This window comes from Necropsobacter rosorum (genome assembly GCF_964241405.1).
GTDB lineage: Bacteria > Pseudomonadota > Gammaproteobacteria > Enterobacterales > Pasteurellaceae > Necropsobacter > Necropsobacter rosorum.
The window spans coordinates 613,934-626,268 of record NZ_CAXSXF010000001.1 but is presented as its reverse complement, the minus strand read 5'-3'; the positions used below and the strand labels follow the sequence as shown (position 1 = coordinate 626,268).

Sequence of the window (12,335 nt, the reverse complement as noted above, 5' to 3'; positions counted from 1 at the left end):
GATGAAGCAGTTTATCCGAATCCACGGACAGGATAATGTGGCGGTGGCGTTGCAGGATTTGGCGCAGGGTACGCGGCTGGTCGTTGACGGACGGTCGATTGAGTTGCGAGCCGATATCGCCAGAGGGCATAAGTTCGCCTTATGTCTTATTGCTCAAGGCGGCGATGTGATGAAATACGGCTATCCGATCGGCCATGCGTGTGCGGATATCCGGCCCGGCGAACATGTGCATACCCATAACGTTAAAACCAATTTACAGGCTATTAACACCTACGCCTATTCACCGCTACCGACCGCCCTTCCGCCGCCGTTGCCTGATCGCGACGTGCGGATTTATCGGCGCGCAAACGGCGAAATCGGCGTGCGCAATGAGCTGTGGATTATTCCGACGGTCGGTTGTGTGGTGGGGATCGCCGATCAAATCAGGCAGCGTTTTATTGCGCGCTATGCACCGGATGATATCGACGGCGTTTTCACCTTTAATCACAGTTACGGCTGTTCGCAGCTGGGCGAAGATCATGAAAATACCAAACTGATGTTGCAGAATATGGTTAAACATCCGAATGCCGGTGCGGTATTGGTGATCGGTCTCGGCTGTGAAAATAATCAGGTCGACGCTTTTCGTAACAGCCTCGGCGAGTATGACGAACAACGGGTGAAGTTTATGGTTTCCCAGCATTATGATGATGAAGTGGAAGCCGGCTTGCAACTGCTGGAACAGCTTTATCAGACAATGCGCGGCGATCGCCGCCGGCCGGGCAGGCTCAGCGAAGTCCGATTCGGGCTGGAATGCGGCGGCTCGGACGGTTTTTCCGGCATTACGGCCAATCCGCTGTTGGGCAATTTTTCCGATTATGTGATCAGTCACGGCGGCACCACAGTGCTAACCGAAGTGCCGGAAATGTTCGGTGCCGAACATATTTTGATGAGCCATTGCCGCAACGAGGCGGTGTTTCATAAAACCGTACGGATGATAAATGATTTCAAACAGTATTTTATCCGTCACCGCCAGCCGATTTATGAGAACCCGTCGCCCGGCAATAAAGCCGGCGGCATTACCACGCTGGAAGATAAATCGCTCGGGTGTACGCAGAAAGCGGGGCACAGTCAGGTGGTGGACGTGCTGAAATACGGCGAGCGGTTAAGCTGTGCCGGCCTGAATTTATTAAGTGCGCCGGGCAATGATGCGGTGGCCACCAGCGCATTGGCGGGGGCGGGCTGTCATATGGTGCTGTTCACCACCGGGCGCGGTACGCCTTACGGCGGTTTCGTGCCGACGATGAAAATCGCCACCAACAGCGAACTGGCGCATAAGAAAAAACACTGGATTGACTTTGATGCCGGCCGTTTGGTCGATGATGTGTCGATGGCGCAATTATTGCAGGATTTTATCGATCTTGTGGTGGAAACCGTCAACGGCAAACCGACTAAAAACGAATTAAACCAGTTCAGAGAACTGGCGATTTTTAAAAGCGGTGTCACCTTATAAGGAACGGATTGAGCGATGCAATATCGCGCGGCGAAGCGTTGTGATGCCGGTTATTGTGTCGCACCGTTGCCGGGTGCTGATGCGATTGTTTTGGCACGATGAGCGCATGTGCGGCAACATGACACTCCCACCCCACGCGGTAAGAATCGGGCGCGGGTTGGTGTCATGCCGAGCCGGCGGACGTGATGCGCACTGATAGGGAAAACGGTGCAGGCGGTTTTACGGTGCCAGTCGGTCTTTGCACCATATGCCGTTATCCTGCAACAGGTAGCGGATGCGGTCATGCAGCCGGCTCGGACGGCCTTGCCAGAATTCGATAAGCCGCGGTTTAATCAGATAACCGCCCCAATGCGGCGGGCGGGGAACTTGCAGCGGGTGTTTGGCGGCGATCAGCGCCGCTTTGCGTAATAAACTATTTTTGCTGGGAATGACCGCACTTTGTTCGCTGGCCCAAGCGCCGATGCGACTGGTGTAAGGGCGGCTGGCGAAATAGTCGTCCGATTGCGGCGCCGGCAGCTTTTCTGCGCATCCTTCGATGCGTATCTGGCGTTCCAGTTCCGGCCAGAAGAAATTCAGCGCAACGCAGGGATTGCCGCGGATGGCATTGCCTTTATGGCTGTGATAATTGGTAAAAAAGACTAATCCCCGGGCGTTAAGCTCTTTCAGCAACACGATCCGACTGCTCGGTTTTCCGTCGGCATCGACGGTCGCCAGATTCATTGCCGTGGGTTCGTTAACCTGCGCTTGCATGGCTTCGTTCAGCCATTGTTCCAGTTGTGTGAGCGGGTTGTCGGCACAGTGTTTTTCGGATAATTCCTGTTTGCTGTATTCTTCGCGGATATTATGTAAGTCCATGTTATGTTTTGCCTTTACGTTGTTGTAAATGTTCGCCGTCATGGTTTTTCAGGTAGGACAACACGATAATCAGCACCAGTCCGAAAACGGTCGAGGTCAGAAAAGTCGCGCTGAATGCCTGTTGTAATTGTTCCTCGCTTGTACCGAATGCATTGCGGTATAAGCCGAGGATGACGGAGGAAACGGCAATGCCGACCCCGATTCCCACTTGCTGAATAACACTCAGCATGGTTGAGCCGGCACTGGCGTACTGATCGGGCAGATCACCGATGGTCAGCGTATTGACGGCGGTAAAAATGATCGACATACAGGCGCCGTAACACATTAAAACGAAAATAATCTGCCAGACAGGCGTGTCTTGATGAAACAGACTCATTGCCGCGATCACGGCACTCATGCCCAATGAGGCCAGAATCAGGGTATGTTTATAACCGAAGCGGGATAAAATCCGGCGGATAAAGGCTTTTAACATGACGGAGCTGAGCGCAATCGGCGCCATCAGCCAGCCGGCGATTTCCGCGCTGTAATGAAATACCACCTGCAACATCAGCGGCAGCAGGAACGGAATCCCCGAACCGCACAGGCGAATAAACAGGTTGGCGATAAAACCGAGGCGAAAGGTGCGGATATGGAATAATGCCAACGGCAATAAGGGGGTTTCGACGGCGCGGGCGTAAACATAATAACCGCACAGAAAAATAAAGCCGGCGGCCAAAATCAAAAAGGTGGTGATTGGCGCGGTCATGTTTTCCGCCACTAAATCCAAGCCGAGGGTTAAGCCCACCAGTCCGCCGGCAAACAGAATAAAACCGATCCAGTCAAGCCGGCGAACCTCGGCTTTGCGGTTTGGCATATAAGCACCGGCGATAATGATACCGGCCAATCCGATAGGAATATTGATCAGGAAGATCCAGTGCCAGGTGGCGTAAGTGACCAGCCAGCCGCCGAGAATCGGGCCTAAAATCGGGCCGATTAAACCCGCCATCGCCATAATGTTCCACGCGTTAAGCAGCTCGGTTTTCGGTACGCTGCGAATAATCGACAGGCGAGCCACCGGCATCATCAATGCCCCGCCGAAACCTTGCACAATGCGCGCTGCGATTAAGCTGTCCAGTGAATCGGATGCGGCACAGGCAACGGAACCCAGCACGAATATGCCGACCGCAAAACGAAAAACGGTCAGGGTGCCGTGTTTATCCGCCAGCCAGCCGCTGAGCGGAATAAACAGCGCGACGGTCAGGGCGTAGCTGATAATCGCCATTTGCATTTCCAGCGGTGATTCGTGCAGACTGCGGGAAATGGCCGGCAGGGCGGTGTTCAGAATCGTCGCATCCAGCGTTTGCATAAAAAATGCCGTGGCGGCAATCCACGCCAGTCCGCGGTAATTTTTACTGTCTGTCATAAAACGGCCTTATTTTTCACCGCACTTTTGGCGATACCAGTGCAGAATAAATTCGGCGATTTGGCCGATATTATTGATATCCAGACAAGGCACGGCAGTATCCGGCGCATAATCCGTCGCAACGGCCCGTACATCATCGTCCGCCGGCGGCAGCGGTCGGGTCATGCAGCGGCGGTGTAGCAGAATTTTATCGATAGGTTCCTGCTTGAAGCCTTCCACCAGAATCAGATCCGCCAGCTTGGGGTCGAACTGTTGCGCCAGATAAGCGAGGGTGACGGGGCGAGCTGTTTCCGTCATCAGCGCCCAACGGGCATCACAGGCCAGTGCAACCTGCGCGGCGCCCGCTTCTTTCATGCGCCAGCTGTCTTTGCCTTCTTTGTCTGTCTGGGCGTTGTGATGGCTGTGTTTAATCACGGCAACGCGCAGCCCTAAGCGGGCTAAATACGGTAGCAGTTTTTCCAGCAGCGTGGTTTTACCGCTGCCGCTGTAACCGGTAATACCGAGCATTGGAAGCATGTTTTGTCCTTATGTTATGCGGTTACAGAACGCGGAGCAGAACCGGTCGGTAACTTGATTTTTTTTGCAGTTTTTTAGCATAAAGACGAACGGCGAGAAAGGCAAGTGCGGTACAAAAAAAGATAAAAATCGCACTGTATAATTCATGGCTGAAAAGGGATTCGGCACAAAGCGTGCTGAATACGATGGCAAGTAGCGGCAACAGGTAAATCAGCAGCGTGGATAACATCAACGACCGTTCCGCCAAACCGATTTCGACCGATTGACCGGGCTTAAGCGGGGTAATGGTTTCAATGCGAAAGAAATGTTCCGTTGCGCTGCCGGTCAGTTCGGACAGCGCGGCGGAACCACAGGCGCTTTTGGCGGCGCATTGTCCGCAGGCGCTTTGGGCGTGGCATTTTACCGTAGCAATGCCGGCATGGTAATCAATAACGACGGCGTTTTCTTTTAACATAGGCTTATTTTAACTGAATGTCCTGAACGATGCGTTTCGCGGTGGAAATCGGCAGTTGACCGATAAAGGTCAGTTCTTTGCCCTCACGGGTTTCGCTGTAAAAAGTGATCGGGCCTTGTTTCCATGCGTTTTCCGGTTCGTTCGGAATGAGGGTATTGGCGCTGTACAGGGTGAACGAGAACAGGCCGTCGCTGTATAATTGGGTTTCTATCGTAATATCGCCGTTTTTTTCCCGCCCGCTGTTAATCAGCTTAAAGCCGCTTGGCAGCCAGCTCGGCTGCCAGCTGAGTTTTACGTCGGCGGATTTTTTACCGGCTTGTTCGTTTAGCAGCGGTGGGAATACGATATTGTTCAGATAATTCGACAGCTCGTTTAGACCGTCGCCCACATACAGATTGACAACCCGGAACTGTTCCAGCAGGTTGCCTTCCCGATCGAGCATATCGCTGCGCAGTAACAGATGATTCTGTTCGTCGATAAAGACCAGATATTGATAACGGAAGTCGTCTTTCGGCAGAATACGCACGGTCTGCACCACATGATCCGCCACCCGGTTGCGACCGATATTGATGAAATCGTAGTATTTGCTCAGATTATCCAGATTGCTGCGCATAATCGCCGGCAGGCTGTCGATAATATTGCTGCCGGTGATGGAAAATGCCTGATAGTTGGGCTGAAAATAACTGATCAGCTGATCGCGCTGAATAATTTCCTGCGGCACGCCGTCCAGCGTAATAAGCTGGGCGTAAGTTTTACCGTCCGCATGAAGATGGCGATAGCGCAGGGATTCCATATTGACCGGCGTGGTCTGCACAAACGCGATTTCATAATTCAGCTGATCTTTGGCATCGTGCATTTTTTCCAGCAGCTGTTTCGGCTCCAGCGTTTCTTGGGCGAATAAGGCGCCGGAAAATACCAGTGTCAGGCAAAGTGCGGTGATTTTTCGAGATATTTTTAACATCGTATAGCAGGATAAGGTTATTGTTAAAATAAAGTCACCACCAAAAAATGGTGGTGACTATTCCGAGCGTTGAAAATGATTACTTACTGTTGTCGCTTCGCAGGCTTAAATCATCCGCATAGACACGGCGTTGTAGTTCATAATTCTGCAACATGGCGCCGATACGTTTGTTTTTTTGTTCAAGCTGATCGGAGGTGACCACATCTTTGCTCGGCGCGTTATAGCTGACTTCCTGCACCGAATCATTAAACGGCAGGGTTTGCAGCACCGGCGTGTCCGGCGCATCTTTCGTGCCGCCGGCACTGTTGAAGCTCTGTACGCCGATAACCGCAACCAGACAGACACCGGCGGCAACGGCAACCTGCACCATCGGCGCAAACCAGGCTTTCAGTTTGTGCGCGAACGGCGATTTGCCGACTTCTTCCGCGCTCGGCTGCGAAACCAGCGGTTCGGCGGTTCGGGTTTCTTCCTGCGCAATCAGCGTTTCCATTTTGGCGGTGAAATCCGCCCCCAACAGCACTTCGGTTTCCTGCCGCATTACCGAACGAATGGTGTGATACGCCGTCCAGGATTTTTGTAAATCTGCATCACGGCAAAGTTCGTCGGTTAATTCGTTACTTACCTGTTCGCCGTCGATGTATGCTGAAAGTAACTCTTTTTGCATATTAAACTCCAAAGTCTGGTTTTATGTTACGCTTTTTCTGTTAACGCTGAAGAAACGGCTGGATTTTGCTTTCGATAATTTCCCGCGCTCTGAAAATCCGGGAACGTACCGTACCTACCGGACAATCCATGATGCCTGCGATTTCTTCATAACTTAACCCTTCAATTTCCCGCAGGGTAATGGCGGTTCTTAAATCTTCCTGCAAACCGTTAATGGTATCAAACACGATTTTTTTCAGCTCGCCGGATAACATTTCATTTTCGGGCGTATCCACATCCCGTAAATTGGTTCCCACATCATAGGTTTCCGCCTCTTCCGCCAGAATATCTTCGTTCGGCGGCCGGCGTCCCTGCGCGGTTAAATAATTTTTTGCAGTGTTGACTGCGATCCGATATAGCCAAGTGTAGAAAGCACTGTCACCGCGGAAAGAATCTATCGAACGATATGCCTTAATAAACGATTCTTGTACAACATCGGGAATATCATTCTGTGACACATAGCGGGTCAGTAACCCGGCAACTTTATTCTGATAACGCGATACCAACAAATTGAAGGCTTTCTTATCTCCCTGCTGTACCCTTTCTACCAAAGCCTGATCTGTTAGCTGTTCAGCCATATAACCTCTTATATCACCTCTAACAAGCCTTAATATAAAGACAGCAAGCTCTTGCAGTTAGTTAGAGAATGTAAACTGTAAAAAGTTCAATCTTTTTTATCAAGATTGACTAATTCGTCAAATTTAATTTTTCCTGTATATAGGTCACCATCTGCTGTAATTCAAGGTCCGGTGCCGGGGTGCGATTAAAAAACCATGAAAACAGCTGTAGGTCGGTGGCGGTCAACAGGCGCAGGAAGACTGCTTTTTTCTCATCCGGCAAAGTATCAAAATACTGTCGAAAGAACGGCATAATCACGTTATCCAGCTCCAGCATACCGCGCCGGCAATCCCATTCGATACGAAATTTATTGTATTTTTCCATGCTGTTTTCCTTGTGACGCAAACCCGCTAATAGTAACAATGACGGCGAAAAGAGTAAATATTCGCGAAAAATAAACCCGACGCGTTGCCGGGTTCATACTAAAAGTGCGGTGCTTTTTTAGGCGGTTTTCGGCTTGATAACCGAATAAATCACCCCGGTAACCACGGCGCCGGCGGCAATGGCCGCCAGATACATTAACGGCTGGGACACGAACGGAATGACAAACAAACCGCCGTGCGGCGCTTGCAGTGTAATGCCTAAACCTAACGAAATCGCACCGGCAGTCGCACCGCCGATAATGCTGGATACGATAACGCGAATCGGATCGGCGGCCACAAACGGCAACGCCCCTTCGGAGATAAAACATAAACCTAAAACGAAAGAGGCTTTACCGGCATCACGCTGGTTAACCGTAAATTTACGGCGCGCCAGCAGGGTGGCGATCGTCATGCCGAGCGGCGGCACCATACCGGCGGCCATTACCGCCGCCATCGGTGTATAAACGCCGGACGCGATAAGACCGGTACCGAAAGTGTAAGCCGCTTTGTTCACCGGGCCGCCCATATCCACGCACATCATGGCGCCGAGAATGATCCCCAGCGAAACGGCATTGACCTGACCCATGGTATTTAACCAGTTCACCAGCGCATCCATTAAGGATTTCACCGGCGGATTAATCAGATACACCATCGCCAGACCGACAATTGCGGAACCCAGTAACGGCAGAATTAAAATCGGTTTTAGCGAACTTAAACTCGGCGATAAATGAATGCTGTTATTTAACCCTTTCACCACATAACCGGCCAGAAAACCGGCAATGATACCGCCTAAAATCCCCGCGCCGGCCGTGGTGGCGAGCATCCCGCCGATAAGCCCGACCGCCAGCCCCGGCCGGTCGGCGATAGAAAACGCCACATAACCGGCAAATACCGCGATCATCAGGTGGAATGCCGCACCGCCGCCGATTTCCATTAACGCGGCCGGTAAACCGCCGGCGATGGTCGGATCCTTAAAGGCTTCGATACCGAACATAAAGGAAATCGCAATCAGCAGACCGCCCGCCACCACCAACGGCAACATATGGGAGACGCCGGTCATAAGATGACGATAAAGGCCTTTTTTCTCTTGCGCGGTACTTTTCGTATCGGCTTGGGCGGCAGATTGCGCCGCGCCGGTATAGATTTTGGCTTCTTTAAACGCTTTTTCAAATTCCTGTGCGGTTTTCTTTAATGCCAGACCGGTGGAGGTACGATACATCGGTTTGCCGTGGAATTTGCTTAAATCCACGTCGATATCCGCGGCCACAAAGACCAAATCGGCAGCGGCGACTTCTTGCGGCGAAATCGGATTGCCGGCGCCCACCTGACCGCGGGTTTCCACTTTGATATTCCAGCCCTGCGCCTTGGCGTAGGTTTCGATGGCTTCCGCCGACATAAACGTATGCGCCACGCCGGTCGGACAGGCGGTGACCGCCACGATGTTTTTAACTTTGCCGGCGGAAACTTGCGCGGAATTGACCGCACTTTCGGCCTCCGGCGCGGTGTAAGCCACGGCCTGAGTTAATGCCTGCTGTACCAGGGCTTCCGGTGCGTCGAAAGCCTGCTGCGGGTCGGCGACGAAGACCTTTTTGCCCGCCAGTTGCGGATTATTCGGCATATCGCCGAAACTTACGGCTAACTCCGCCTGCGCGGCATCCTCAACGATCTGATGACCCTGTTGTTGTGCGGCGGCGGCAACGGTGTGTCGGAGTAAAAATGCTTTTGCATTACCGAGATTGGCTGCGTTGGTAAGAAAAATGTTCATTGAAATTTACCCTTCGATTAATTGGATTTTGACGTCGTTTAAAATTGGCGTTAACAATGCCGGATCGCTGACCCCGACATTACTTTGTGACACGGCGAATGCCGAAACCGCACTGGCAAAGGCAAGGGTTTCCTGCTGCGAAAGCTGCTTGCTGAGTCCGTAGATCAGACCGGCGACCATTGAATCGCCGGCACCGACCGTGCTGACCACATGTTCGCATTTCGGCGGGCGAGCCTGAATGATGGCCTTATCGCTCAACCACAGAGACCCCTCCGCGCCCATGGAAATAATCACATTGGCGATGCCCTGCGCTTTCAGTTTTTTGGCTGCGGCGATAATATCTTCCATGCGCGGTAAAGCATGGCCGATCCAAGCCTCCAGTTCGCGATGATTCGGTTTAACCAGCCAAGGATTGGCGCGTAAACCGGCGCTTAACGCCTGATTGCTGCTGTCCAGCACCACTTTTACTCCGCTATCATGCAACTGTTGCAGCCAATCGGCAAATAATGCCGGGCTGACGCCGCGGGGCAGACTGCCGCACACGGTGACAATATCGAATTGTTTGCAATAATCCAGCGAATCCTGCACGAAAGCCTGCCAATCGGCGCTATCGATTGTATAACCGGAGAAATTGAGATCCGTCACATCGGCTTCGGTTTCGGTAATTTTCACATTAATCCGGGTTTTGCCGGCGACCCGGCGGAATTTGTCTTCCAGCCCGAGGGTTTTGAACATTGCCTCGAAATCGCCCTGATTGTCTTGCCCCAGAAAACCGCCGACCGCCACATCCAGACCTAAATCTTTCAAGACTTTCGCCACGTTGATGCCTTTCCCCGCCGGAAATAAACCGAGAGTTTCCACCGTGTTGACTTCACCGCGTTCGATCCGTTTGAGACGGCCGACCAAATCATAGGCGGTGTTGAGCGTAATGGTTGCTACTTTTGCCATTATCCGCTCCTTATTCGCCTAATCCGGCGTTAATTGCCGCACCGATGCCGTCAATGGCTTGCTGTGCTTGTTCACCGCTTGCTACAAAACGCAGGCGATGACCTTTCACCACGCCCAGCGCCACGATTTTCATCAGGCTTTTGGCGCTGACCAGCGGCCCTTCGCGATCTAAATTCTGTACCGCCACGGAGGCATTGTATTTTTTCACCTCGTTGACCAGCATCGCGGCAGGGCGGGCGTGCAGACCGTGTTCGTTTTTAATCACGAACACGCCTTCCACACTTTCCGATGCTGCCTCTTCCGCCGTTTCCGCTGCGGCGGTTTGTGGAATCGAGGGTTCCGCCGCCTCAATGGTGTCCGGCTGTTGCGGCGGTACGGCGGAGACGGCTTCGCCCAATCCTTCGGCGATCACTTTGCCGATCGCTTCAACTGCCTGACGGGCATCTTCCCCTTCCGCCACAAAACGCAAACGATGGCCCTGCGTGACGCCTAAGGCCACAATTTTCATCAGACTTTTCGCGCTGACCGCGGCAGTCTGGCGACTGAGATTTTCCACCGTGATTTTCGCATTGAATTTTTTGACTTCGTTCACCAGTACCGCGGCCGGACGGGCATGCAGACCGTGTTCGTTGCGCACGGTAAACGTACCGGTGACCGAACCTGCCGCTGGGGCTTGCACCGCCGTTGCGGCCGGCGCATCGGTTGTCGGCTGCGGGCTGCCGTTCAGGGCGGCGATAATTTGTTCGGCGCTGCCGGTTAACAGCGTCTGCTGCACCGGATTGTCCAACAGGCGCAGCAGCACGGGGTTAATCTGATCATTTAGTGCGGCAACGGTTAAGACGCCCTGTACGGTTTTGCCGTTGTTGTTAAACGGCGCTTTCGGGCGGCTGAACGCCAGAGCGTTTTTTTCATTACCGACAACGGCGTCGGTAAGCCATAAACCGTTACCCAACGGCAACGCGGGGCTGGCGATAACCTCGGAAACGAAGTGATTATTCACCGCACTTTGCTCTTGCAGCTTGCCGGCGTTAATTGCCACTAACGTCAATAAACTTTGGCTATCCACATTCAGGCTGATCGTCTCCGAAGTCAGGGTAACCTCTTGTTCGCCGGTTAAAATGGCGCGGAACTGTTTGACATCCTGCAAGGTGGCCAATTTTGCCGCGGTTTCTTCATCGCCCAATACATGGGTCAGCTGCCGCAGCAGCGCCAGATGTTCGTCGGAGCGGGCGGCGATCCCGATCACGATATAGGCGGTATTGCCTTCGCTCCATTCAATGCCCTGCGGAAACTGAAAAACCTGCACGCCGGTATTTTTTACCATAGAACGGGTATCCAGCGTGCCGTGCGGGATGGCAATCCCGTTGCCCAAATAAGTGGAGGTTTGGGTTTCGCGCGCCAGCATGCCCTGTAAGTAGCCGCTTTCTACATAACCGGCCTGTTCTAATGCTTGTGCCGCCAGTTCAATCGCCTGCTGCTTATTGCTTGCCTGTGCAGATAAATGAATGTTAGTTTCGGGTAAATTAAACATTCCTTCTCCTTATGTGTCTCGATGGTTTAGATTGACTGAAATGCGGATAAATAAATTTATAAGCAAAAACCTTTCAGCCTATGGTTAAAAAGAGAAAGCTGTTGAGGTTATGTTGCATCAACAGCTTAGCGATATTGTTCCGATTATTTACCGCGGCAAAGGGTCAGAATCTGCTCGCTGCCCTGCACGATATATTCGTCGTCTTCCGACCGCACTTTATTTTTTTGTAAATCCAGCATGGCGTCGTAAATCCCCTGCGTTGCGCTCGGCTGGTCAATATGCTGCCAGCAGTTTGCGCTTAACCGGTTAAAATTGTTTTGCAGTTCCGAGGCGAAAACCACACCGCTGTAATAGGCGTAAATATTGCTGTCATGTCCGCCCTGATACAGATTGGCTTTGATTTTATCAATCGGCACTAAAATCCGCCCTAAATACCAGTCGTTGGCGCCGCTGGCGAAAGAGTTGACGTCATAATCCTGATTCACGCGACCGGCGTAAGTTTCTACTGTGGCGGCATAGGCGGTGGCGTAGGATTTCTGGTCGATTTGGTCTTTATCTAAATTGATAACGGGTTTTTTGTCACCCATAAACGGAATATACGAGGAAACGGAACATGCAGAAAGCACGGCAACCATGAATAGAATGGAACATTTTTTAAACATACGGGTCTTCCTGATTAAAACTGATTTCCGGCATTATACTGATTATAAGAGCGATAAAAAAGCAAAATGT

General features: G+C 52.0%; 13 protein-coding genes. 1 reads left to right on the top strand and 12 read right to left on the bottom strand.

Going from position 1 to position 12,335, the window contains the following annotated elements; all coding sequences use genetic code 11:
- Window position 1 precedes the first annotated feature (1 nt).
- Complete coding sequence (locus ACESOH_RS02950; RefSeq protein ID WP_373099575.1) at window positions 2-1,489, top strand: UxaA family hydrolase; 1,488 nt, start codon at window positions 2-4, stop codon at window positions 1,487-1,489.
- A 219-nt stretch (window positions 1,490-1,708) separates the two neighbouring features.
- Here ACESOH_RS02950 and pdxH read toward each other — a convergent pair whose 3' ends face one another.
- The 12 genes from pdxH to ACESOH_RS02890 form a co-directional block, all read right to left on the bottom strand.
- Window positions 1,709-2,344 (bottom strand): pyridoxamine 5'-phosphate oxidase, encoded by a 636-nt coding sequence (pdxH, locus tag ACESOH_RS02945; RefSeq protein WP_373099573.1) that lies wholly within the window; start codon window positions 2,342-2,344, stop codon window positions 1,709-1,711.
- Window position 2,345: 1 nt separating this feature from the next.
- Window positions 2,346-3,746: a DHA2 family efflux MFS transporter permease subunit gene (locus ACESOH_RS02940; protein ID WP_032093113.1), complete on the bottom strand. Its 1,401-nt coding sequence runs from the start codon at window positions 3,744-3,746 to the stop codon at window positions 2,346-2,348.
- Window positions 3,747-3,755: 9 nt separating this feature from the next.
- Window positions 3,756-4,262: a molybdopterin-guanine dinucleotide biosynthesis protein B gene (gene mobB / locus ACESOH_RS02935; RefSeq protein ID WP_373099572.1), complete on the bottom strand. Its 507-nt coding sequence runs from the start codon at window positions 4,260-4,262 to the stop codon at window positions 3,756-3,758.
- Between the two features lie 22 nt (window positions 4,263-4,284).
- A complete protein-coding gene (locus ACESOH_RS02930; RefSeq protein ID WP_373099571.1) occupies window positions 4,285-4,716 on the bottom strand; it encodes a SoxR reducing system RseC family protein in 432 nt (143 codons plus the stop codon).
- Window positions 4,717-4,720: 4 nt separating this feature from the next.
- Window positions 4,721-5,677, bottom strand: a complete 957-nt coding sequence (gene rseB, locus ACESOH_RS02925; RefSeq protein WP_373099569.1) for a sigma-E factor regulatory protein RseB — start codon at window positions 5,675-5,677, stop codon at window positions 4,721-4,723.
- 79 nt (window positions 5,678-5,756) lie between these two features.
- Complete coding sequence (locus tag ACESOH_RS02920; RefSeq protein WP_373099567.1) at window positions 5,757-6,341, bottom strand: RseA family anti-sigma factor; 585 nt, start codon at window positions 6,339-6,341, stop codon at window positions 5,757-5,759.
- A 40-nt stretch (window positions 6,342-6,381) separates the two neighbouring features.
- Window positions 6,382-6,957 (bottom strand): RNA polymerase sigma factor RpoE, encoded by a 576-nt coding sequence (gene rpoE / locus ACESOH_RS02915; protein WP_032093109.1) that lies wholly within the window; start codon window positions 6,955-6,957, stop codon window positions 6,382-6,384.
- Between the two features lie 109 nt (window positions 6,958-7,066).
- Window positions 7,067-7,321: an FAD assembly factor SdhE gene (locus ACESOH_RS02910; protein WP_032093108.1), complete on the bottom strand. Its 255-nt coding sequence runs from the start codon at window positions 7,319-7,321 to the stop codon at window positions 7,067-7,069.
- 117 nt (window positions 7,322-7,438) lie between these two features.
- Complete coding sequence (locus ACESOH_RS02905; protein ID WP_373099565.1) at window positions 7,439-9,124, bottom strand: fructose-specific PTS transporter subunit EIIC; 1,686 nt, start codon at window positions 9,122-9,124, stop codon at window positions 7,439-7,441.
- Between the two features lie 6 nt (window positions 9,125-9,130).
- Window positions 9,131-10,072, bottom strand: coding sequence for a 1-phosphofructokinase (gene fruK / locus ACESOH_RS02900; protein ID WP_373099563.1), 942 nt, complete (start codon window positions 10,070-10,072; stop codon window positions 9,131-9,133).
- A 10-nt stretch (window positions 10,073-10,082) separates the two neighbouring features.
- Entirely contained in the window at window positions 10,083-11,603 is a 1,521-nt protein-coding gene (fruB, locus tag ACESOH_RS02895; protein ID WP_373099561.1) for a fused PTS fructose transporter subunit IIA/HPr protein, read from the bottom strand.
- Between the two features lie 143 nt (window positions 11,604-11,746).
- Window positions 11,747-12,265 carry an HI_0449 family lipoprotein gene (locus tag ACESOH_RS02890; RefSeq protein WP_373099560.1) on the bottom strand — a complete coding sequence of 173 codons (519 nt, stop codon included), beginning with the start codon at window positions 12,263-12,265 and terminating at the stop codon, window positions 11,747-11,749.
- Window positions 12,266-12,335 lie beyond the last annotated feature (70 nt).